The organism is Marixanthomonas sp. SCSIO 43207 (genome assembly GCF_019904255.1).
GTDB lineage: Bacteria > Bacteroidota > Bacteroidia > Flavobacteriales > Flavobacteriaceae > Marixanthomonas.
In genome coordinates this window covers 1,491,232-1,514,534 of the sequence record NZ_CP063203.1, presented here as the reverse complement: position 1 = coordinate 1,514,534, position 23,303 = coordinate 1,491,232, and the positions used below count along the sequence as shown (strand labels likewise).

General features: G+C 35.4%; 24 protein-coding genes and 1 pseudogene. 15 read left to right on the top strand and 10 right to left on the bottom strand.

The features are described from left to right. Nucleotides 1–19 precede the first annotated feature (19 nt). Entirely contained in the window at nucleotides 20–718 is a 699-nt protein-coding gene (radC, locus tag INR76_RS07100; RefSeq protein ID WP_223107218.1) for a DNA repair protein RadC, read from the bottom strand. A 59-nt stretch (nucleotides 719–777) separates the two neighbouring features. Between radC and INR76_RS07095 the strand changes: the two genes are divergently transcribed. Genes INR76_RS07095 through INR76_RS07085 form a run of 3 tightly spaced genes read left to right on the top strand, consistent with a single transcriptional unit; the run spans nucleotide 778 to nucleotide 1,856 of the window. Beyond that, on the top strand, nucleotides 778–981 hold the full coding sequence (locus INR76_RS07095; RefSeq protein ID WP_223107217.1) for a hypothetical protein: 204 nt from the start codon (nucleotides 778–780) through the stop codon (nucleotides 979–981). Next, on the top strand, nucleotides 956–1,228 hold the full coding sequence (locus INR76_RS07090) for a DUF1569 domain-containing protein (RefSeq protein WP_223107216.1): 273 nt from the start codon (nucleotides 956–958) through the stop codon (nucleotides 1,226–1,228). The genes INR76_RS07095 and INR76_RS07090 overlap by 26 nt, the downstream gene beginning before the upstream one ends. 25 nt (nucleotides 1,229–1,253) lie before the next feature. Continuing rightward, a complete protein-coding gene (locus tag INR76_RS07085) occupies nucleotides 1,254–1,856 on the top strand; it encodes an FMN-binding negative transcriptional regulator (RefSeq protein ID WP_223107215.1) in 603 nt (200 codons plus the stop codon). Nucleotide 1,857: 1 nt separating this feature from the next. Here INR76_RS07085 and murC read toward each other — a convergent pair whose 3' ends face one another. The 7 genes and pseudogenes from murC to INR76_RS07050 all read right to left on the bottom strand — a co-directional run bounded on the left by murC (nucleotide 1,858) and on the right by INR76_RS07050 (nucleotide 7,714). Beyond that, on the bottom strand, nucleotides 1,858–3,213 hold the full coding sequence (murC, locus tag INR76_RS07080; RefSeq protein ID WP_223107214.1) for a UDP-N-acetylmuramate--L-alanine ligase: 1,356 nt from the start codon (nucleotides 3,211–3,213) through the stop codon (nucleotides 1,858–1,860). Between the two features lie 74 nt (nucleotides 3,214–3,287). Continuing rightward, nucleotides 3,288–4,244: a lipopolysaccharide assembly protein LapB gene (locus tag INR76_RS07075; protein ID WP_223107213.1), complete on the bottom strand. Its 957-nt coding sequence runs from the start codon at nucleotides 4,242–4,244 to the stop codon at nucleotides 3,288–3,290. A 12-nt stretch (nucleotides 4,245–4,256) separates the two neighbouring features. Then, nucleotides 4,257–4,778 carry a DUF4136 domain-containing protein gene (locus INR76_RS07070; RefSeq protein WP_223107212.1) on the bottom strand — a complete coding sequence of 174 codons (522 nt, stop codon included), beginning with the start codon at nucleotides 4,776–4,778 and terminating at the stop codon, nucleotides 4,257–4,259. After that, nucleotides 4,778–5,296, bottom strand: coding sequence for a DUF4136 domain-containing protein (locus INR76_RS07065; RefSeq protein WP_223107211.1), 519 nt, complete (start codon nucleotides 5,294–5,296; stop codon nucleotides 4,778–4,780). Before INR76_RS07065 ends, INR76_RS07070 begins: the two co-directional genes overlap by 1 nt. A gap of 69 nt (nucleotides 5,297–5,365) precedes the next feature. Continuing rightward, nucleotides 5,366–6,382: a GTPase ObgE gene (obgE, locus tag INR76_RS07060; protein WP_223107210.1), complete on the bottom strand. Its 1,017-nt coding sequence runs from the start codon at nucleotides 6,380–6,382 to the stop codon at nucleotides 5,366–5,368. 19 nt (nucleotides 6,383–6,401) lie between these two features. After that, nucleotides 6,402–6,983, bottom strand: a pseudogene (locus INR76_RS07055) (adenylate kinase); the annotation flags it as partial. A gap of 254 nt (nucleotides 6,984–7,237) precedes the next feature. Further along, entirely contained in the window at nucleotides 7,238–7,714 is a 477-nt protein-coding gene (locus tag INR76_RS07050; RefSeq protein WP_223107208.1) for an RDD family protein, read from the bottom strand. A gap of 254 nt (nucleotides 7,715–7,968) precedes the next feature. On the opposite strand from INR76_RS07050, the gene purK reads away from it, so the two are divergent. Genes purK through INR76_RS07035 form a run of 3 tightly spaced genes read left to right on the top strand, consistent with a single transcriptional unit; the run spans nucleotide 7,969 to nucleotide 11,692 of the window. After that, nucleotides 7,969–9,123 (top strand): 5-(carboxyamino)imidazole ribonucleotide synthase, encoded by a 1,155-nt coding sequence (gene purK / locus INR76_RS07045; protein WP_223107207.1) that lies wholly within the window; start codon nucleotides 7,969–7,971, stop codon nucleotides 9,121–9,123. 10 nt (nucleotides 9,124–9,133) lie between these two features. Next, nucleotides 9,134–9,628 (top strand): 5-(carboxyamino)imidazole ribonucleotide mutase, encoded by a 495-nt coding sequence (purE, locus tag INR76_RS07040; protein ID WP_223107206.1) that lies wholly within the window; start codon nucleotides 9,134–9,136, stop codon nucleotides 9,626–9,628. Nucleotides 9,629–9,667: 39 nt separating this feature from the next. Then, complete coding sequence (locus tag INR76_RS07035; protein ID WP_223107205.1) at nucleotides 9,668–11,692, top strand: M3 family metallopeptidase; 2,025 nt, start codon at nucleotides 9,668–9,670, stop codon at nucleotides 11,690–11,692. Nucleotides 11,693–11,746: 54 nt separating this feature from the next. On the opposite strand, the gene INR76_RS07030 is transcribed toward INR76_RS07035, so the two are convergent. After that, nucleotides 11,747–13,195, bottom strand: a complete 1,449-nt coding sequence (locus tag INR76_RS07030; protein WP_223107204.1) for a M20/M25/M40 family metallo-hydrolase — start codon at nucleotides 13,193–13,195, stop codon at nucleotides 11,747–11,749. Nucleotides 13,196–13,375: 180 nt separating this feature from the next. Between INR76_RS07030 and INR76_RS07025 the strand changes: the two genes are divergently transcribed. After that, nucleotides 13,376–13,927 (top strand): sigma-70 family RNA polymerase sigma factor, encoded by a 552-nt coding sequence (locus INR76_RS07025; RefSeq protein ID WP_223107203.1) that lies wholly within the window; start codon nucleotides 13,376–13,378, stop codon nucleotides 13,925–13,927. Between the two features lies 1 nt (nucleotide 13,928). After that, nucleotides 13,929–14,177 (top strand): hypothetical protein, encoded by a 249-nt coding sequence (locus tag INR76_RS07020; protein WP_223107202.1) that lies wholly within the window; start codon nucleotides 13,929–13,931, stop codon nucleotides 14,175–14,177. Here INR76_RS07020 and INR76_RS07015 read toward each other — a convergent pair. Then, entirely contained in the window at nucleotides 14,154–14,978 is an 825-nt protein-coding gene (locus INR76_RS07015) for a hypothetical protein (RefSeq protein WP_255592524.1), read from the bottom strand. The two genes, INR76_RS07020 and INR76_RS07015, sit on opposite strands and share 24 nt — an antisense overlap. 129 nt (nucleotides 14,979–15,107) lie before the next feature. On the opposite strand from INR76_RS07015, the gene gcvP reads away from it, so the two are divergent. The 7 genes from gcvP (at nucleotide 15,108) to INR76_RS06980 (ending at nucleotide 23,243) form a co-directional block, all read left to right on the top strand. Beyond that, nucleotides 15,108–17,960, top strand: coding sequence for an aminomethyl-transferring glycine dehydrogenase (gcvP, locus tag INR76_RS07010; protein WP_223107201.1), 2,853 nt, complete (start codon nucleotides 15,108–15,110; stop codon nucleotides 17,958–17,960). A gap of 107 nt (nucleotides 17,961–18,067) precedes the next feature. After that, nucleotides 18,068–19,126 carry a 3-oxoacyl-ACP synthase III family protein gene (locus tag INR76_RS07005; RefSeq protein ID WP_223107200.1) on the top strand — a complete coding sequence of 353 codons (1,059 nt, stop codon included), beginning with the start codon at nucleotides 18,068–18,070 and terminating at the stop codon, nucleotides 19,124–19,126. A 6-nt stretch (nucleotides 19,127–19,132) separates the two neighbouring features. Further along, complete coding sequence (locus tag INR76_RS07000) at nucleotides 19,133–19,654, top strand: class I SAM-dependent methyltransferase (protein ID WP_223107199.1); 522 nt, start codon at nucleotides 19,133–19,135, stop codon at nucleotides 19,652–19,654. Then, nucleotides 19,655–20,503 (top strand): glycosyltransferase family A protein, encoded by an 849-nt coding sequence (locus INR76_RS06995; RefSeq protein ID WP_223107198.1) that lies wholly within the window; start codon nucleotides 19,655–19,657, stop codon nucleotides 20,501–20,503. It abuts the gene before it with no gap. Between the two features lie 63 nt (nucleotides 20,504–20,566). Continuing rightward, entirely contained in the window at nucleotides 20,567–21,664 is a 1,098-nt protein-coding gene (locus tag INR76_RS06990; RefSeq protein ID WP_223107197.1) for an alkaline phosphatase, read from the top strand. 77 nt (nucleotides 21,665–21,741) lie between these two features. Continuing rightward, nucleotides 21,742–22,479 (top strand): ABC transporter permease, encoded by a 738-nt coding sequence (locus INR76_RS06985; RefSeq protein WP_223107196.1) that lies wholly within the window; start codon nucleotides 21,742–21,744, stop codon nucleotides 22,477–22,479. Beyond that, nucleotides 22,479–23,243, top strand: coding sequence for an ABC transporter ATP-binding protein (locus INR76_RS06980; protein WP_223107195.1), 765 nt, complete (start codon nucleotides 22,479–22,481; stop codon nucleotides 23,241–23,243). The genes INR76_RS06985 and INR76_RS06980 overlap by 1 nt, the downstream gene beginning before the upstream one ends. Nucleotides 23,244–23,303 lie beyond the last annotated feature (60 nt).

Genomic DNA, 23,303 nt, shown 5'->3' with positions numbered 1-23,303 from the left:
AAATTAAAAGCATATAAAATTACATCATAGATTCATCAGCAAAGCTAAAGTAAGCTTTTTCAGTTATTATAAGGTGGTCTAGCACTTTAATATCTAGACTTTCTCCCGCAGTTTTAAGTTTTTGTGTAATCTTAATATCTGGCTGACTGGGTTTTAACGTTCCAGAAGGATGGTTATGAGCAAGAATTACAGCTACAGCACCCAGTTGTAATGCATTTTTAAAAGCCAAACGCACATCAACCAATGTCCCGGTAATACCACCTTTACTCAGTTGTGAAGTTTGTAAAACTTTGTTTGAATTGTTTAAATAAACAATCCAAAATTCTTCATGAGGCAACTCACCAATAATAGGCTGCATTAACTCAAAAACAGATTGACTAGAAGTGATTCTTTTACGCTGTAAAGCTTCACCGGCTCTTCGTCTTCTTCCTAGTTCTAAGGCAGCTGCTATGGTAACTGCTTTAGCTTCACCTATTCCTTTAAACTGCATTAAATCTTTAATTGAGAGCTTCCCTAATTGATTCAAATTATTTTCAGCAGAAGCTAGTATACGTTGACTTAACGATACGGCACTCTCCTCTCTGCTTCCTGAACCAATTAAAATTGCAATCAATTCGGCATCACTTAAGGCTGTACGTCCTTTCTGAAGTAATTTTTCACGAGGACGATCGTCTTCACTCCAGTTTTTTATAGAAAAAGATGTTGTGTTTTCTTTCAAGCAATACGGTTAATCCTTTAAAGATAATAATGTATCTTTAAACTGAAAATTTCAAGTGTATGAAATCTATATTTTCTCAAGACACCTATTCAGAAATTAAACAGCGCATTGAACAGGTAAACGCACATCAAACACCTAAATGGGGCAAAATGAATGCAGCTCAAATGATGCATCATTGCCAAAAAACTATTGAAATTGCATTACAAAAAAACAACGGTAAAAAAGCCCAACATTTTTATGAGGTTGCTCATCAAAAGTTTTAAATCAACCTTGTATAATGATAAACCATGGAAACAAAACTTACCTACCGCAAAAGAATTTATTGTAAGTGAACAGAAAGACTTTGATAAAGAAAAAAATAGCCTTGTACTATTAATCGATGAGCTTAAAGCAAAAGGAGAGCAACACAATTGGCCTAAACATCCTATTTTTGGGACATTTACCAGCCAACAATGGGGGCAAATGCAATATAAACACTTAGACCACCATTTAAAGCAATTCAATTCATAGACATCATATCAACTCAAAATAAACTATGTATCCTTCGCCTCACTATCAAGAGCTAGACAGAAAAAAATTGATTTCTGTAATACAAAAATTTCCGTTAGGTATGCTAGTGACAGTTTATGACAACAAGCCACTTATAACGCACATTCCTTTTATTTATAACACCGAAACTAAAACACTAGTTGCTCATATTGACAAAAACAATCCGCAGTATAACACCTTACAGGAAGGAACCGAAGCTACAGTAATTTTTAAAGGTCCCGATTGTTATATTTCACCATCTATTTATGAATCTAAAGACCAACTCCCTACATGGAATTATATCGCCGTTCATATCACAGGGAAAATTCATTTAATTAATGATGCTGAAATAGCAAAAAACAGTATGATTGCTATGACAAAGTTTTTGGAAGGAAGCGAACAGCGTTTTGTATTACAAAAAGATAATCCTAAAATGGATCGCTTTGTAAATTATATTCAAACTTTTGAAATTGAAATTACCAAGTGGGAAGGTAAGTTTAAATTATCACAAGATAAAAGTAAAGCTGATCAAGAAAACACTAGAAGTGCTCTTAAAGCCAAAACCGAAAGATCTCTTTCAGAATTTATAAACTCTATTTATAGAAACTAATTTATTCTAAGTACGCTGTTACCTCGTCAAAGTCTAACCCTCCATAATTACCACTACTCATTAATAATAGAACGGTGTTTTGATAATCTTCAGAATATAAGAAGGTTTTGAAATCTGCAGGATTGGTAAATATAATTAAATCATCACGCTGAAAAGCTTCTTCAATTTGTTCGGCTTTTACTTCTGCCAGTTGTTTAATCATTACTGCGTGAGGAGAGTAAAACACTGCAGCTACATCTGCTGCATCAAGCGCTCCTTTATATTGGGTTAAAAATTCAGGGTTTAAGCTGCTATATGTGTGCAATTCTAGGCACGCCAATAGTTTTTTTTCTGGATATTGATTTTTTACAGCTTGAGTAGTTGCCTTTACTTTGCTTGGTGAATGTGCATAATCTTTAAAAGCCAATGCTGTTTTTGTTTCAGCAATTTTTTCTAATCGCTTGCTAGCTCCTTTAAAGGTAGCAATAGCTTCATAAAAATCATCTGCATCTATGCCCATTAACTGGCAAATCCATCGAGCACCTTCTAGATTACTTAAGTTATGTTTTCCAAAGATTTCAATAGGCATAGGGCCTTCTGATGTTTCTAAGAGTGTTTCACCATCTTCAACAGTATGTGCAGGGGTTTTGTATGGATATTTTTTTATAGGGTTTTGAGTTGCCTCAACGATTTGTTTTACTTCAGCATCTTCTTCATTATAAATAATGGCTCCGCCGTCTGTAATCTCGTTTAAAAATATTTTAAACTGCTCAACATAATTTTCATAGGTAGGAAATACATTGATATGATCCCAAGCGATACCACTTAACAGAGCAATATTAGGTTTATACAGGTGAAATTTTGGCCTACGATCTATAGGAGACGATAGATATTCGTCACCTTCCAAAACGATAAAGTCGTTTTCTTCTGTAAGGTGAACCATAGTATCAAAACCCTCTAGTTGCGCCCCAACCATATAATCAACTTCTTTATTATGGTAGTGCATCACGTGTAAAATCATGGAGGTAATTGTGGTTTTTCCGTGTGAACCTCCAATGACAACACGTGTTTTATGTTTTGATTGTTCGTATAAAAACTCGGGGTAAGAATAAATTTTTAGTCCTAATGATTCAGCTTTTTTTAATTCAGTATTATCTTCTTTTGCGTGCATACCTAGGATGACAGCATCAATTTCTGAAGTGATTTTTTCAGGAAACCAGCCATATTCTACCGGCAATAATCCTTTGGCTTCAAGCCTACTTTTTGAGGGATCAAATATCTCATCGTCACTACCGGTTACTTGATATCCTTTTTCATGAAGTGCCAAAGCCAGATTGTGCATGGCACTACCGCCTATAGCTATAAAATGTACGCGCATAACGAGTTTTTTGTAAAGATACTGCTAAGATTTCAGAATTATAAATTCAGAAAAAGAGATTATTAAAAAGTTGCTTACATAGCAAGAATTTGCTGCTTTTCTTCTTGAGCTTCCTCAAAATCTGACCGACTAGAGAGTGCTTTATTAATCCAGCTTAAAGCATCATCTTTATTTCCTAAGTTTTTATAAATCTGTGCCAATCGATAATAAGCCCAATCTTTTGGAACACCATCTCGCACTGAATGATTTTTTATGTAAGCCTGTAAACAAGCAATTCCCAACTGCGGACTCAAATCATACTGTGCAGCAATTTTACCAATTTGATAGTTTAAACTATTACGTTTATGCTTTTGTAGAGAGATAGATGCTGTCTCTATTGCTTCTTTTGGTTTATTATTTTTCTCGTAAAGGTTTGTAAGCTTTTCATAGGTATGGGGTGACCCACCTACTTCTATCGCCCTTTTGTAGTAGCTTTCTGCCTCCTCAGGACGATCGTTATATTCTGCAATATATCCATTTGCCAAAAAACCATCTACCGGTGAAATTTGCAATAATTCATTAGCATAACTCATTGCTTTCTTTTCACTACCTCCAATAATCCCGGGTAGTTGAATATAAAACTCTACCAGTGCCCAACGCACCTCTATATGGTTAGGGTCTAATCGTGCTGCGATCTCAAAATGCTCTTTAATATCATCAATATACGTTAGCGCTCTTATTTTACTTATTTCTAGCGCTTTCATCCCCATTGCCCCACCATACTTAAAATGATAATTTGCGCTTTTTTCATTCTCTTCTACCAAAGCTTCGTAGTAATCAATAGCGGTATCCCAATCCTTAGCATAGCTAGCAATATCTCCTAGATACTCACGTGTTTTTTTATGATTAGGATGTTGTTTTAAATACTGTTTGAATAATGGTTTTGCTTTGCTGAATTGTTCTTTTTTGTAATAAGACTCGGCCTGCTCAAAGGTGTTTTGAGCAAAAGCAAAACAAGGAATCAATACAAGTAAGAAAAGTATTTTTTTCATATTTATGAACTATCAATTTGAGACTTCTTGAAATTTTATAAAAGCTTTTTCAATTTTTTCAGAATAATACTGAAACATTTTTTCTTCTGTTATGGGTTCTTCAATTGAACCTTCAATTATAGCACTCCAAGCCAATTGGTCGTTTTTTACATCTACTACATCCAAATACATTACTTGGTCTATTGCCACAGTTTTTAAACGTAAGGTATTACTTTTTGTTTTATCATCTGAAGGTGTTTCGGTTTCAGGTTCTTCTTCTGAAGACTTTGGGATGTACATATTATTTTCTTCAACAAAAAAATTGATGTAAAAATCTGGATTGTCGGCTTTTTTATAATTTAATTTAAAAAGCTGAAATGTTATAAGCTGCATAATTTGCTTTGTTTCGGTTTCGGGAAGGTTTGAATCGATAACCGGATAAAAACTGTAGGTTTTATATTTTTTTACATCAAGGGTTTCATCATACTGCACATCCATTGTAGCAATACACGATGTAAACAAAAACGCAAAACAGCAAACAATTACATATTTCATTACTTTGAAGGCGGGTATTTTTTTAAGATTTTTGAAACCACTTCTTCATAGTGTTTTTTCTTTTGTAAGGGTTTAGCTTTCTCTTTAAGTTCGGTTTCTGCAATTGCTTGCCATACCAAATCGTCATTTGATACGTCAATAAAATCCATTGTTATAACTTGTTCAACTACACGACCTCCTATGGGAATACCGCCGCCAACACCTACTCCTACATTGCCTCCACCACCGCCAATACCAATTCCGATAGTGTTTCTAGAATTGGTTAAACGTTCTTTAGCATAAAAATTTATGTATACCTGTGGTGTTTCAGATTTTTTAAAACCTCGAGCTTGCAACAAGCTATCGGTTACGTTCATAATGCGCTTGTCATCCAGGTCATTCAACCCCGAATCAATTGTAGGGAAAAAATTATAGGTAGTGTATTGTGCAAAATTAACTTCTTTGTCATAGTCAACTCCAACACTTGTTCCGCAAGAAACGAATAGCAGGGCAATCAATACAATAGAAAAATACTTCATAGTTTTAAGCGAGTTATATTCTTACATTAAAACTACGCAAAAAGTACGCCATTAGATTGTAAAAGATGGTTAAACTTCTTCTACATCTTTATTAAGCATCTGCCAAAGTTTGTCTTTAAGCTCTACCAAACCTTGTTGCGCTACAGAAGAAATAAATAGATAATCCAAGTTTTTAAAATCATCATCGAGCTGGGCTTTCATTTCACCTTTTAACTCTTCATCAAGCATATCGCTTTTTGATATGGCAATTAACCGTTCCTTATCTAGCAATTCAGGATTATAGCGTTTTAATTCATCTAGTAAAATATCGTATTGTTTTTTTATATCATCTGCATCTGCAGGAATTAAAAACAGCAACGTTGAGTTACGTTCTATATGACGTAAAAAGTAATGCCCTAGACCTTTTCCTTCGGCAGCACCTTCTATAATCCCAGGAATATCTGCCATTACAAAGGTGTTATGTTCTCTATGAGTTACAATACCAAGGTTTGGTTTTAAAGTAGTAAACTCATAATTGGCAATTTTTGGTTTAGCAGCGGTTACTACCGAGAGTAAAGTTGATTTTCCTGCATTAGGAAACCCTACCAAACCTACATCTGCCAACACTTTAAGTTCTACAGTAATATTTACTTCTTCTCCTTCTAAACCTGGTTGAGCAAAACGCGGTGTTTGTCTAGTTGCCGACTTGAAATGAGCATTTCCTTTTCCTCCTTTTCCGCCTTCGGCTACAATGCGCTCTTCATCATGTTCGGTCATTTCAAAGAGGGTTTTGCCGGTGTCTGTGTTTTTAATTACAGTTCCTAAAGGTACTTCAATAATTACATCATCACCATCAGCACCGGTGCTGGTTTGTTTACCACCTGCGCCTCCGTGACCAGCTCTAAAGTGACGCTTAAATTTTAAGTGATATAGCGTCCACATATTTTTATTGGCCTTAACGATTATATGACCTCCACGACCTCCGTCACCTCCATCGGGACCTCCTTTTGGGATGTATTTTTCCCTACGCAGGTGCGTACTTCCTTTGCCTCCTTTTCCGGAAGTAACATGAATTTTTACATAATCAACAAAATTCCCTTCAGTCATAAATTTTCAGCCTTTCGTATTATAAAGTGTCTATTACTTTGCTTAAACGTTCGGTAATTTCTTGAATACTACCTACTCCGTCTACGCCGTAGTATTTGTCTTGGTTTTGATAGTAATTTTTTAATATATCAGTTTTGCGATAATATTCAGCTATACGCTCTCGTATCACATCTTCATTTGCATCGTCTGCTCTTCCGCTAACTTTTCCGCGCTCCAGCAAACGTTTTACCAATACCTCATCATCTACTTCCAAAGCTACCATTGCATTAATCTGCGTGTTTTTTTCTGTCATTAAGTTTGACAATGCTTCGGCTTGTGCCTCTGTACGTGGAAAACCATCAAATATAAACCCGTTGGCATCTTCGTTTTTTTCAACTTCAGCTTTCAACATATTAATAGTAACCTCATCTGGCACAAGATGACCTTTGTCCATATAGCTTTTTGCTAAATCACCCAACTCTGTATTGTTTTTAATATTATACCTAAATACATCACCGGTTGATATATGCACTAACTTATATTTTTTCTTTAACACGTCTGCTTGTGTTCCTTTTCCGGCGCCCGGAGGACCAAATAATACTATGTTTGTCATTACTTTTTTGTTCTTACTGAATATATTTTTTATAAATCGCCACATAACGAAGATGCAAAGATACTAATTGAAAAGCATTTGAAAGACGCATATAGAGAAAGTGTTTTATATAAATAATTAATCTTTAATCACTTTTGTTTTTGAAAGCACATCATGAAAACCTTGTTTCATAAATAGAAACGAAATTCGATCAAAAGGAATTAACCGACACAGCGTGCGTATTACAATATCCTTTTCTCTTGGCCTCTCTCCATTGTTTAAAACTACCTTGGTCTTTGTAGCAAATTCCCTAGTGTCTTTTGCCAAGCAACCTCCATAATAACATAATATGATATGAAGGTACCAAACACTAACAATATAACTACTATGGTAACCAAGGGGCTTTCTATCTCTGGTAAAAACAAACTACATATTGAAAATACAAACATTGAAAGTATATAAGAAACTAGCAAATCTATTATGTGGTTTACTAAACGTAAGTGACCGGGTGCCAAATCACTTATAACCGCATCCCTTTTTTGGCGTTCAATAATTGATTGTTCTCGTAAGTCGTTAAAGGTACTCGTATCAATATTTCTAGATTTAATCTCTGCATCTGCGGCTTCTAGTGCTTCAGGTTGATATTTCTCCCTATCTGAAGTAACAATTTGTATTAAATCTCTATCAGTGCGTTGAGACATCACATCTGTAAACTCATTTTCCATAAAGTATGGTTGGTTGTAATTAAAATCTGTAAACATATAAAAAAAATAGAAGTTGTTATTTTACAGGTTTTAAGCAGTTTTACTCGAGTTTTGTTCGAGACTCCTTCGACAATGCTACAAGAAATCCTTTATTTTACGTACAAAACTCGAACAATTCTCAAACCATTGTAGGTAGAATGAATCTATCCTAAAAATATAAACGTAATTTTCTAAAGCTTTGAAAATCCTATTTAAAAAACTCTCCTTTAAAAAGTAAAAAACTCCCAACACCTTTTGTTATCTTTGTGCGTATGAATTACTTTTCGTCCTCATTCACTTTAGGGATACTCGGTGGCGGCCAATTGGGCAAAATGCTACTGTATGAAACCCGCAAATACGATATTAAAACAAACGTACTAGATCCTAGTCCCGAAGCACCATGTCGCATTGCTTGTGACCATTTTGAACAAGGTGATTTAATGGATTATAACACGGTTTATACCTTCGGAAAAAAAGCAGATGTACTTACGTTTGAGATTGAAGGTGTAAATGTTGAAGCGCTTGAACAACTAGAAAAAGAAGGCGTTACCGTATATCCTTCTTCAGACACACTTCGTAAAATTCAAGATAAAGGCGTTCAAAAACAATTTTATAAAGAAAATAAAATACCTACATCTCCCTTTAAGCGCTATGAAGATAAGTATACATTAAACGAAGCCATTGTGCGCAAAGAGTTGCACTACCCATTTGTATGGAAGAGCTGCACAGGAGGTTATGACGGGAAAGGCGTTAGTATTATTAGAGATGCAGAAGATGTCATTCCACTTCCTGAAGGGCCCTGTATTGCAGAAAAGTTAATTCCGTTTAAAAATGAGCTAGCAGTAATTGTAGCTCGTAACGCTAGTGGAGAAGTAAAGACCTACCCTGTTGTTGAAATGGAGTTTCATCCAGAAGCCAATCAAGTTGAATATGTGATTTGCCCGGCAAGAATAGAACCGGAGGTAGCAAAAAAAGCAAGAGCCGTTGCCAAACAAGTCTCTGAAGCTTTCAAACATGTAGGTCTTTTGGCTGTAGAGTTATTTCAAACAGAAGATGATGACATTTTGGTTAACGAAGTTGCACCCAGACCTCACAACAGCGGTCATTACAGTATTGAAGCCAGTTACACCAATCAGTTTGAGCAACACTTGCGAGCCATTTTAGATTTACCTTTAGGAAAAACCGACAGTAAAGTAGGCGGAATAATGGTAAACTTGGTAGGTGATGAAAACCATACCGGTGATGTAAAATATGAGAAAATAGAAACCATCATGGCAATGGATGGTGTTACACCTCACATTTACGGAAAAAAACAAACGCGTCCTTTCAGAAAAATGGGACACGTGACAATTGTAGACGAAGACATAGCTCAAGCCCGTAAAGTTGCCGAAGAAGTAAAAAAAACCATACGAGTAATTAGCAAATAACATAAAAATTATGAGTAAAGTAGGAATTATAATGGGCAGTACGAGTGACTTGCCGGTTATGCAAGAAGCTATAGATATACTTAAAGGCTTTGATATAGAAGTAGAAGTCGATATTGTATCTGCACACCGCACACCCGATAAATTATTTGATTATGGTAAAAACGCACACACGCGAGGCATCAAGGTAATAATTGCCGGTGCCGGCGGAGCAGCACATTTACCAGGTATGATAGCTTCTTTATCACCCCTTCCTGTGGTAGGTGTTCCTGTAAAGTCAAGCAACTCAATTGATGGTTGGGACTCGGTACTATCTATTTTACAAATGCCTGGCGGGGTTCCTGTGGCTACAGTAGCCTTAAACGGAGCCAAAAATGCCGGAATATTAGCTGCACAAATTATTGGTAGTTCAGACAAATGTGTTCTTGATAAAGTAATCGCCTACAAAGAAGGTTTAAAACTTAAAGTGGAAGAAGGAGCAAAAAAAGTGCGAAATGAAAAACACTAACACACTTTTTCAGGAAAATAAGAATTGACAGATACGACTATGACAGAAACAAACCGACTATTACAACCCTTTAATACAGCCCCGTTTTCCAAAATAAAAAACGAGCATTTTTTACCTGCCATAAAGCAGTTGATTGAAGATACAAAAAATGAAATAGATACTATCACCAGCAATACTGAAGAGCCTTCATTTACCAATACCGTCGAGGCACTAGAACGCACTGGCGAACAGTTAAATCGTGTGACAGGTATTTTCTTTAACCTTAACAGTGCCGAAACGAATGAAGAAATCCAAAAAATAGCACAAGAGGTTTCGCCATTGTTGTCAGATTTTAAAAATGACTTATTACTTAATGAAGCTTTATTTGAACGTGTAAAAAGCGTTTACAATCGTAAAAAATCATTGACACTTACTTCTGAAGAAAGCATGTTGCTAGAAAAGCAATACAAAGGTTTTTCGCGTAATGGTGCTAATCTTTCAGAAGATAAAAAAGAAAAACTACGTAAAATAGATCAAGATCTTTCTAGGTTGAGCCTAAGCTTTGGCGAAAATGTTTTGGCCGAAACTAATAACTATGAGTTACACATAACCAATGAAGATCAACTTTCAGGATTACCAGAAGGTGCAAAAGAAGAAGCTGCAGATACCGCCAAAGAAAAAGGGAAAGACGGATGGATTTTCACACTAGCCTATCCTAGTTATATTCCGTTTATGACCTATGCAGACAATCGAGAACTGCGTAAGGAGCTTTCATTGGCATTTGGCAGTAAAGCGTTTCATAACGACAAGTTAGACAACCAAGAACATGTGCTACAAATTGTCAATTTACGCTACCAACGTGCTCAATTATTAGGTTATGATAGTCACGCGCACTTTGTACTAGAAGAACGCATGGCAGAAACACCTGAAAAAGTAACTTCATTTTTAGATGAATTATTACAAAAAGCAAAACCTGCTGCCGAAAAAGAATTTGCAGAACTAGAAGCCTTTGCAAAAGAACTAGACGGAATTGATCAATTACAAAAATGGGATGGCGCATATTATGCAGAAAAACTTAAGCAGAAAAAATTCAATCTAGATGACGAAAAACTAAAACCCTATTTTGAATTAAAAAATGTTATTAATGGTGTTTTCACAGTAGCTGAAAAACTATACGGACTTTCATTTGAAGAAGTAAACAATATTGATAAATACCATCCTGAAGTAAAAACCTACCGCGTCACAGATTCCGAAGATTCTTTAGTGGCTATTTTTTATGCAGACTTTCACCCCAGAGCCGGAAAACGAAATGGTGCTTGGATGACTGTTTACAAACAACAAGAAATCATTAAAGGAGTTAATGAAAGACCTCACATATCTATAGTTTGTAATTTTACAAAGCCTACGGCTAGCAAACCATCTTTATTAACATTTAATGAAGTTACTACCTTATTTCACGAGTTTGGCCATGCCTTACACGGTATGTTGGCAAACACAAAGTATGCTAGTTTATCTGGAGCAAATGTGTATTGGGATTTTGTAGAATTACCTAGTCAAATTTTGGAAAACTGGTGTTACGAAAAAGAAACACTAGAGCTATTTGCTACGCATTACAAAACCGGTGAAGTAATTCCTATGGAATATGTTGAGAAGATTAAAGAGTCTGCTGCATTTCACGAAGGAATGAAAACCGTAAGACAATTGAGTTTTGGAATGCTAGATATGGCTTGGCACGGTGGTAACCCAACCAGTATAACCAATGTAAAAGCTCATGAAAAAGAAGCTTTTGAACCAACCACTTTATATCCTGATGTAGCTTCAAACTGTATGAGCACATCTTTTTCACATATTTTTCAAGGAGGATATTCTGCAGGATATTATAGTTATAAATGGGCCGAAGTATTAGACGCCGATGCTTTTGCGTATTTTAAACAAGAAGGCATCTTTAATAAAACAGTTGCCGATAAGTTTAAAAACTACATTTTATCTCAAGGAGGAACCGAAGACCCAATGGAATTGTATATTAGATTTCGAGGAAAAAAACCAAACCCTGATGCACTTTTAAAAAGAGCTGGTTTAATTTAAAAACAAAAAAAGCTGCTATGTGTATAGCAGCTTTTTTTTAGTATCTCTTTAGCTTTAATTAAGCACAAACTTCTTGGTAATCACTTTATTTGTTTGAGTAGTAAATACTGCCACATAAAAACCTTGTGATAGGTTTTCAATACTTAACGCACCTTGTTGACCAAGGTCATTTGCACTAAATACTTTTTTTCCGGCAACGTCTATAATACTTAATGTTTGTAATGTTTCAGAAACGTTTTTTAGAGTATAAATTACTTGTTTATTATTTACGATAAAATCAAAATCAAGTCCAGCAATTTCAGAAACAGAAAGCGTGTTACTTTTGGCTGTTTCAATAACAAACTCTAAGCCTAGTTTGGCAAACTTTGCAGCTTTAAAAGCATCTCCGGTTATATCATATGTATCATTAGGAGTATGAATATTTGGGTTACTTTCAGAAAAACTTGCCTCAAAAGGAAAAGCAGCTTCATACCCTTGATCTGCCCAACTGAAATGATCTGAACAACCGTAATTACATGCTGTGTTTCCGTAGGTAATTTGATGCGGACCAGAAGCGTTGTAATATTCCATTAATTCAATTAAAAAAGCGTTTAAGTCGTTACTGTTATAGCTATCTGTTGTAATGTAAACATCGTTTAAAGAACCCGCAAAGTTGGTCATATCAAATTGTACATAAGCTACAACATTCACATTATTATTCTTATACTCTTCAGCAATTTCAGCAGAACCTACAAGACCTATTTCCTCGGCAGCAAACGCCATAAACTCAACAGTTCGGTTAGGAACAAACTCCATATCAAACAATACACGTGCTACTTCGGTGATTGTTGAAATACCCGAAGCATCATCATCTGCACCTGGAGCTACGTTATTGTTTGAACCCGGAGCAGTAGAGTCTATATGACCTCCAATGATCACAAACTCATCTGGTGTTTCGGCTCCCTCAATAGTCATCACAGCAGAGGGCATTCCTGTATTTACGTGATTTACAATACGCACGGAAACATCCGTTCTTCCGGCAGCTTGAGCCATCGCTTCCCACTTATCTTTTAGGTCTAAAACCGCTTGTTCTGCTTCAGGCTTGGTATGAAAGCGAGTGCCATAATCTTGTAATTCAATAATTTGATCTTCAATATTTTGTGCATTGACCATTTCAATTGCTTCGGCAACTGCGGCGTCTTGATTAATTGTAAAATCCAGAACTCTTCGTTGTTTTTTGGCAGGCTTAGGTTCTATTGCTTTAAGCGCAAGTTCTTCTGAAGCTTTAAAAACATATCCAGGTCCATGCGTAACCACATTACGGTGCATAGCATGAGCAGCTTCTTCTGAAATATAAACAGCGGCTTGATTTTGTTTAATTGCTATAATCTGAATTTCTTGAGGCATTTCTTTTTTAAGATTGTTAGCATCTGTAGCATCCATCGTTGCATAAAACGGACCTTCTTGAGCAAAAAGAATTCCTGAAAAAAGTAAAAATAATAAGAGGGAAGTAATTTTTTTCATCATTAAATGTGTTCTAAAAATGTTTGTATAAAATTAGTTATTATGGCGATTAATCAATCTTTATTTAACAGTTAGTTTTTTCTGGCTCAATATTTTGGTTTAAAATCTTATATAAATGTGAAAATGTATAATACCTGCTCCAACTTTACTATTTTTGAAATAAACTAGTATAGCCAAATTATGTCTACACACACCCTACACCCCGAGACTTGGGTGGATCGATATTCAGACTACCTTTATAATTACACGATTGTTCGTGTTAATGATCACGTAATGGCACAAGATTTAATTTCTGAAACCTTTTTGGCTGGATTAAAATCTAAGAAAAACTTTAAAGGCAATGCAAGTGAACGCACTTGGCTTATTGCTATTTTGAAGCGAAAAATTATAGATTTTTACCGAAAGAAGAATTCAAAAAAAGGTCAAGCCGAAGTACATATAGACTACAATGATGACGAGATGGAAGGTGATTGGCTTGAAGAGCGTGCCGAAGATACTATGTATAAAACAGCCGAAGAAAACTTGGAAAATAACGAATTAGGTTTGGCCATTTTGGAATGTTTAGATACTTTGGACGAGCGACAAGCTTCTATTTTTAAAATGAAAACCATAGATAATTTTGAAACTGAAGCAATTTGTAATGAATTTGACATCACTCCGTCTAACCTATGGGTTATAATTCATCGTGCCCGTAAAACGATGGCAAATTGTCTAGAAAAAAACTGGTTTTAACATGAAGTTTAAGTTATTTCTCAATTGTAAAGAGGCTGGTCATACGTGTGATAAAGCACAATATAAAGAAGCTACTTATTGGGATAAATTTCTACTAACAATACATAATGTCTTTTGTAAGTTATGTAGAGAGCACACATCAAAGAATGTAAAACTGACCAAAAAAATTAATGATTCTCACTTAAAAACTCTTTCAGCTCAAGAAAAAGAAGAATTAAAAAACAAACTACAACAACACACCGCGCAATAATACAAATACTGCAAGCCACAATATAGGAATACCTTCTACCCAAAAAGACGCATAATACTTAGGCTGGTTTTTATCTGCAAAGAATGTCGCACATGCAGTAAGTAAGCAAATCAATAACAAGCTTATCGCATAAGGATAAGAAACAACATCTTTAAAAGCTTCCAGAATAAAAGCGATTCCTGTAAGTCCTGTCACTAGAACGTTTGTCGCTACAACCCCAAGTAGCTGTGGCATAGTACCTAGTATAGAGTTGTCATATGGTAAATCCCGAATTTCAAAAGGTACTATCAACGCAATGACTAAAAAAAACCGTTGAATAAATGTAACCCAGCTATCGCCACTTAGGCTTTCTTGAGCTGCGAGTAAAGGAACAGTAACCGTAACACCTGCCCAGACCAAAGCAACCACAAAGATTTTTAATCCTTTTATAGTTCGCAAGCTCTTTGATTTGAAAACAGGAATGGCATACAAAAGAGTAAGCAAACCAAAAAGACCACTATAAAGTAGTGTTTGTAAAGAAAGCTGAAAGGAAAAATACACCAATACTACAAAGCATAAAAGTGAGAAAACTTGAATGGTTTTAAGGGATTTTGTCAAGCTTCTATGATGAAGACCGGCAACCGGAGCATATTTCACCAAATTATAACCAGTAATTGTACCAAAAAAAACAAAAAAATTGTAGGCTTTTGGTAATTCAATATCAAATTCTAAAACAGTAATATGAACCAGTGCTAAAACAGCTAAAGCTACATGAATACTACTGTTTATGTAAAATTCAAAAAGTGATTTCAGGGCTTTCATTTTCTCAAATGTAAGCAAACTGTTAGTAAGTTGAATTATTGGTTAACAAATTGTTAGGATAGCTTCAAAAAAAACATACTAATTCGTGTATAAAATCGTAATTTTGCGACCTAATTTCAAATGCAAAATATGAATACAGATTCTTTTGCCTTAAGACATATTGGCCCTAGACGTAGCGACCTTCCTGAAATGCTTAAAACTGTTGGTGTTGAAAGTATTGACCAACTTATGTTTGAGACGGTTCCAGATGATATTTTAATGAAAAAAAGCCTTGACCTAGATGTAGCAATGACCGAGCAAGAATACTTGGAGCACATCACAGAAATGGCTGAAAAAAATAAAGTATTTAAAACCTATATTGGTTTAGGTTATTACCCTACAAACATTCCTCCAGTTATACAACGCAATGTGCTGGAAAACCCAGGATGGTATACAGCCTATACACCATACCAAGCCGAAATTGCACAAGGACGTCTAGAAGCTTTATTAAACTTTCAAACCATGGTAAGCGATCTTACCGGTATGGAATTGGCAAATGCATCATTACTAGATGAATCTACTGCAGCTGCCGAAGCTATGTCATTACTGCTAGCTGTAAGAAGTAGAGAGCAAAAGAAAAAAAATGCAGTAAAATTCTTTGTTTCTGAAGAGATTTTACCACAAACCCTTTCTGTATTGCAAACAAGAGCGATTCCTATAGGCGTTGAGATTGTTGTAGGAAATCATAAAGAGTTTGATTTTTCTGAAGACTTTTACGGCGTTATGCTACAATACCCAGGAAGAACCGGAAACGTTCACAGCTTTAAAGACTTTATAAAACAAGCGAACAATTCAGACATAAAAGTAGCTGTTGCAGCAGATATTTTAAGCCTTGTAAAACTAGAATCGCCAGGGCATTTTGGTGCAGATGTTGTTGTTGGTACAACACAACGTTTTGGTATTCCGCTAGGCTATGGAGGTCCACACGCTGCTTATTTTGCTACACGCGAAGAGTTTAAACGACATATTCCCGGACGTATCATAGGTGTCACCAAAGATCTTGATGGCAATCGTGCATTACGAATGGCACTTCAAACTCGTGAACAACACATAAAACGGGATCGCGCAACTTCAAACATCTGTACAGCTCAAGTACTACTAGCGGTAATGGCTGGTATGTATGCTGTTTATAATGGCCCTGAAGGGTTACAAGACATTGCAGACAAAGTACACAATACCACAGCAACCTTAGCAAACGCTTTAGAAGAACTAGGTTTATACCAAATGAACGAAACCTATTTTGATACTATAGCTATTAAAACAGATGCTACAAAGATTAAATATATAGCCGAAGCTAAAAACATCAACTTCTACTACCCAGATGATGAGACAGTTTCTATAGCTATTAATGAAACAACCACACTTAAAGACATCAATAAAATTATAGCTGTTTTTGCTGAAGCTATTAACAAACAGCCTATAAAAGTTTCAGAAATTATTAAAGGAAACGCCATCCCTTCTGAAGCTGCTAGAAAAACCAAATTTCTTACAAGTGAAGTTTTTAATAGCTACCATAGTGAAACAGAACTAATGCGCTACATAAAACGCTTAGAAAGAAAAGACCTTTCTTTAAATCACTCTATGATTCCGTTAGGTTCTTGTACTATGAAACTCAATGCCGCTGCCGAAATGCTACCACTTAGTGATCCGCAATGGGGCAATATTCATCCATTTGTTCCTGTTGAACAAGCAGAAGGATACCAACAAGTACTAAAAAAATTAGAAGATCAATTAACTGAAATAACCGGATTTGCAGCAACTTCTCTACAACCCAATTCTGGTGCTCAAGGAGAATACGCAGGTTTAATGGTTATTAGAGCCTATCACGAATCTCGTGGCGAATCAAATAGAAACATTTGTTTAATCCCGTCTTCTGCTCACGGAACCAATCCTGCGAGTGCTGTTATGGCAGGAATGAAGGTAGTAGTAACAAAAGCTAGTGATAACGGAAATATTGATGTAGATGACCTTCGAGAAAAAGCAGAAAAACACAAGGACAATCTTGCTGCTTTAATGGTTACCTACCCTTCTACTCACGGAGTTTATGAATCTGCCATTAAAGAAATAACCGGAATTATTCACGAATATGGTGGGCAAGTTTATATGGACGGTGCCAATATGAACGCACAAGTAGGGTTAACAAACCCAGGGAATATTGGCGCAGATGTATGTCACTTAAACCTTCATAAAACCTTTTCTATTCCTCACGGAGGTGGTGGTCCTGGTGTAGGACCAATTTGTGTTGCAAAACAACTTGTTCCGTTTTTACCTACAAATCCAATTATTAAAGTAGGTGGTGATAAAGGTATTTCGGCTATTTCAGCAGCACCTTTCGGAAGTTCATTAGTATGCTTAATATCATATGCTTACATAAGAATGCTTGGTGTAAGCGGATTAAAGCGCTCTACGCAATTTGCAATTTTGAATGCAAACTATATAAAAGAACGCCTTAAAGGTCACTATGAAACTTTATATAGCGGAGAACGCAATCGTGCAGCCCATGAAATGATTATAGACTGTCGCCCATTTAAAGAAAATGGCATTGAAGTTACTGATATTGCCAAACGTTTAATTGACTATGGTTTTCATTCCCCAACGGTATCATTTCCGGTGGCAGGAACGTTGATGATTGAACCTACAGAGAGCGAAAGCAAAGAAGAATTGGATCGTTTTTGTGATGCCATGATTTCTATTAAAATGGAAATTGATTCTGTTTCAAAAGAAAACACAAATAACGTTCTCAAAAATGCTCCGCATACGTTAAAAATGTTAACAAGCGATTCTTGGGACTTTCCATATTCAAGGCAGCAAGCAGCTTATCCACTAGAGTATGTAGCAGAAAACAAATTTTGGCCTACCGTAAGACGTGTTGACGAAGCTTATGGTGACCGTAATTTAATCTGTACTTGTGAACCAATTGAAAGTTATATGGAAGAGGCATAGTAATAGTTTAACAAAAAATTGGTACTTTAACAGCTAAGGATTTTATATACTTTTATAACCAATGCTAACTAACTATTTACAGTGATTTTAACCAAAACAAAACCGTAATGAATACAAGAATTATTGGCGTTGGAAGCTACATTCCTAAAGGTATAGCAACCAACAATCAGTTTGAAAATCATAGCTTCTACAATGAAGATGGCTCACGTTTTGGATATGAAAACACTGAAATTATTAAAAAGTTTGAAGCCATTACTGGTATATCAGAAAGACGATATATTAAAGAAAATCTTACCACTTCAGATATTGCTTTTTATGCAGCAGAAAAAGCAATTGCAGATGCCAACATTGACAAAGAAGATCTTGATTACATTATTGTTGCACATAATTATGGAGATGTAAAACACGGTGATCACCAAAGTGATACAGTACCTAGTATTGGCTCACGTGTAAAACACCTTCTTAAAATTAAAAACCCAAAGTGTGTTGCATATGATGTACTCTTTGGTTGTCCCGGTTGGATTGAAGGAGTGATACAAGCAAATGCTTTCATTAAAAGCGGTATTGCCAAAACCTGTTTAGTGATTGGTGCAGAAGCACTTTCTCGCGTAGTTGACCAGCACGACCGTGACTCCATGATTTATAGTGACGGCGCAGGTGCTACCATTATTCAAGAAACCAATGAAGATAGCGGCATTATCACACACAGTAGCGCAACGTATGCTCTTGATGAAGCACACTTTATCTTTTTTGGCGAAAGCAATAATCAAGAAGTGAGTGATGCTAGAAGATATATAAAGATGTATGGTCGTAAAATATATGAGTTTGCACTAAACCATGTTCCCGAAGCAATGAAAGCATGTTTAGAAAAAGGCAACACACCTATAGAAGACCTTAAAATGGTGTTTATCCATCAAGCAAATGAAAAAATGGACGAAGCCATTATTAAACGCTTTTATCGTTTATATGATAAAACACCTCCAGAAAACATCATGCCTATGAGCATCAACAAACTAGGTAACTCTAGTGTAGCCACCATTCCTACATTGTTTGATTTGGTTAAAAATGGTAGTATGAAAAATCACAAACTTGAAAAAGGCGACATTATCCTTTTTGCGAGTGTAGGTGCCGGAATGAATATCAACGCAATTCTTTATAAAGTTTAATTCCTTATGTACGAAGGGAAATTTCCGAAGAAACGCTACAAGCACACTTTACAGTTTTTACAAGAAGTAGTTTCTACAGATGATTCTATCCTAGATCTTGGCGTAACAAATCCTTTTTCTGAAATTATGAAAAAAGAAGGATTTAACGTCACAAACACACAAGGTGAAGATTTAGATTTAGAAACCGAAGCTGTAAAAACCAATAAGTACGATGTTGTTACTGCTTTTGAAATATTTGAACATCTAGTAGCGCCTTTTAATGTTTTGCAAGATATTCAAGCCAAAAAGCTAGTCGCTTCAGTACCGTTAAAGTTGTGGTTTGCTTCAGCTTATAAAAGTAAAACCGATACCCGTGATCGCCATTTCCACGAGTTTGAAGATTGGCAATTTGATTGGCTTTTAGAAAAAGCGGGTTGGACCATTAAAAAACGAGTTAAATTCACCAATCCTGTAAAAAAAGTTGGGTTAAGACCCATGCTTAGACGTTTTACTCCAAGGTATTACTTGATTTACGCAGAACGCACTTAGATGAAATTCTACATTGTAATACCGGCGCATAATGAAGAAGCTTATCTTGAAAAAACGCTTCAATCATTGGTATCACAAACACTTCTTCCAAAAAAAATTGTAGTAGTAAATGACCATTCTACAGATGGCACTCAAGCAATAATTGATACGTTTTCTAGCACCTATTCATTTGTTTCAGGTATTAAAAGTACCTCAGAAGCTACGCATAAGCCAGGAAGTAAAGTTGTAAACACTTTTAATAAAGGTTTGGCAACGCTTGATAATGACTATGATGTTATTTGCAAATTTGACGCAGATTTAATTTTCCCCAACAATTACCTTGAAGAGATAGCCTCATTATTTAAGACCAATCCTAAATGTGGCATAGCAGGCGGATTTTGTTATGTTCAGAAAAAGGAGGAATGGATTTTAGAGCGTTTAACAAACAAGGATCACGTTCGTGGTGCTTTAAAAGCCTATACAAAAGAATGTTTTAATAAAATTGGAGGCTTAAAAAGTACTATGGGATGGGACACGGTTGATGAGTTGCTAGCTCAATATCATGGATGGAAAGTTTGCACAGATGAAACGCTACGAGTTAAACACTTAAAGCCTACCGGAAAAAACTACACAAAAAAAGCACGCTATAAGCAAGGAGAAGCTTTTTACAAGCTTAGGTATGGTTTTGTATTAACATGTATTGCTTCGGCCAAACTTGCTGTTAAAAAGAAGAATTTATCTTATTTTATTAATTGCCTACAGGGTTATACAAAATCTAAAAAGAAAAACCTACAACCTATAGTTTCAGAAAAAGAAGGACGCTTTATAAGAAATCTCCGCTGGAAAGGGATAAAAAATAAATTTTTATAACCTTTCTATAACCTTCAGCTCTGTGTTTCTATGTATTTTTGAAGCCAAACAATAGCATTTAAAATGAAAAAAACAGCCCTAGTCGTTTTAATAACATTTCTTACAATTTTTACAAGTTGTGTTTCAGTTCAAGTAAAAGACAACAACCTAACAACTAGTACAAATTCTCAAAAACCAAAAAATATCATTCTGCTCATTGGAGACGGAATGGGATTGAGTCAAGTTTCTTCCAGTTTATTTTACAATGATGAATCATCAAATTTTGAGCGTTTTTCTACAATAGGTTTGATTAAAACCTCATCATCTAGTGATTTAATTACAGATTCGGCAGCTGGAGCTACGGCTTTTGCTTCGGGAATAAAAACCTATAATGGAGCTATAGGGGTAAATTCAGACACAATTCCTGTACCTACCTTACTTGAAGAGGTTTCAAAAAAAGGATTAAGCACAGGGTTAATTGCTACTTCTTCAATTGTACATGCAACTCCTGCAAGCTTTTTTTCACATGTAAAATACCGTCGTCAATATGAAGATATTGCTGCGTTTATGCCAACGAGTGACGTAGACTTTTTTGCAGGTGGCGGCACAAAGTTTTTTACCAACAGAAAAGACGGTCGTAACTTATATAGTGAATTGGAACAAAATGGATTTCAGGTTTATACAGATAAATTACCGGCTACAATTTCAGAAAAGAAAGAAGCTATTTTATTAGCCGAAGACGGTATGCCAAAAAAAATAGACGGTCGCGGTGACTTTTTACCCGAGGCGACACAACTAGCGCTACAAAAACTTGCAAAAAGTCAAGACGGCTTTTTTTTAATGGTTGAAGGTTCTCAAATAGATTGGGGAGGTCACTCAAATGAAGCCGATTATTTAATTGGTGAAATGATTGACTTTGATAAAACCATTGGTATAGCATTAGATTTTGCAAATATCAATAAAGAAACATTAGTGATTGTAACGGCAGATCATGAAACAGGAGGATTCACACTAGCTTCTGAAGGTGGTGATTATAACAAAATAAAACCTTCATTTTCAACCGGAGGACATTCTTCTACCATGATTCCGGTTTTTGCAAAAGGACCTGGAGCAGAGCTTTTTAATGGTATATATGAAAACACTGAAATTTACCATAAAATGAAACAACTGCTGTTAAAATAAATTTTAAGTATTCTTACTTATATTTTATCAAGCAACAGTCATTGAATTTTGTTACTTTAGCAATATCTTAATCGCTTATGAAGTACCTTCGAGATATTGGTTCCTATTTTGTAATGATAAAAAAAGTTTTTGGCAGCTTTACCAAAAGGTCTGTGCTACGAGAACTTATTTTTAAAGAGATTGATGATTTAATTATCAACTCACTTGGGATAGTTTCATTTATTTCATTTTTTGTGGGTGGTGTGGTAGCTATACAAACCGCCCTAAATATGGACAACCCGCTTATACCTGAGTCTTTGATAGGGTTTGCCACTAGACAATCTGTAATATTAGAATTTGCTCCTACGTTTATTTCAATCATTATGGCTGGTAAGGTAGGTTCATTTATCACATCTAGTATTGGCTCTATGCGTGTTACTGAACAAATTGACGCGCTAGAAGTAATGGGTATAAATTCATTAAACTACTTAGTATTTCCGAAGATAATTGCCCTGCTATTTTATCCTTTTGTAATAGCTATATCTATGTTTTTAGGCATATTTGGAGGTTGGCTAGCAGGAGTTTATGGAGGGTTTACATCTTCTACAGCATTTATTGAAGGTCTACAAGATAGTTTTATACCCTATCATTTGTTTTATGCTTTCTTTAAAACCTTTGTATTTGCATTTATTCTAGCAACTGTTCCTTCTTGGCAAGGTTATTATATGAAAGGCGGTGCGCTTGAAGTGGGTAAAGCCAGTACCAATTCGTTTGTATGGACGAGTGTATTAATTATTTTGGCAAATTACGTAATAACTCAACTCCTTTTAAGCTAATGATAAAAGTTGAAGACATCCATAAAAGCTTTGGTGACGAAGAAATTTTAAAAGGAATTTCCACAACATTTGATAAAGGAAAAACCAATCTTATTATTGGTCAAAGTGGTAGTGGAAAAACAGTTATGCTTAAATGTCTTTTGGGTCTCTTTAAACCTGAAAAAGGCCGTATTTATTATGAAGAAGAAGCCATTCAAGATATGGATGACGAAAAACAAAGAGAGCTAAGAGAAGATATAGGCATGTTATTTCAAGGAGGTGCTTTGTTTGACTCTATGAATATTGAAGAAAATGTGATGTTTCCTCTACGTATGTTTACCAAGCAGAAAAAAAGTGAAATGCTTGAGCGAGTTAACGAAGTACTCTCGCGTGTAAACCTTGATAATGTAAATAAAAAATATCCTTCAGAAATATCGGGTGGTATGCAAAAACGAGTTTCTATTGCTCGAGCAATTGTAAACAGACCAAAATACCTTTTTTGTGATGAGCCTAACTCAGGCCTAGACCCTAAAACAGCAACTTTAATTGACAACTTAATTCAAGAGCTTACACACGAGTATGATATTACAACAGTGGTAGTTACTCATGATATGAATTCAGTTATGGAAATAGGAGAAAAAGTTGTGTTATTGAAAAACGGGAAACTAGTTTGGCAAGGTACCAATCAAGAAATCTTCAAAACCGATAACGAAGACGTGACAAATTTTGTCTATTCTTCAGATTTGTTTAAAAAAATTAGAGATGTTCAAATAAAAGAACAATAATTAATTCTTATAGGTAACAAATCAATATTTTTATATACTTTTAGTGTCTTTAATCTTCAT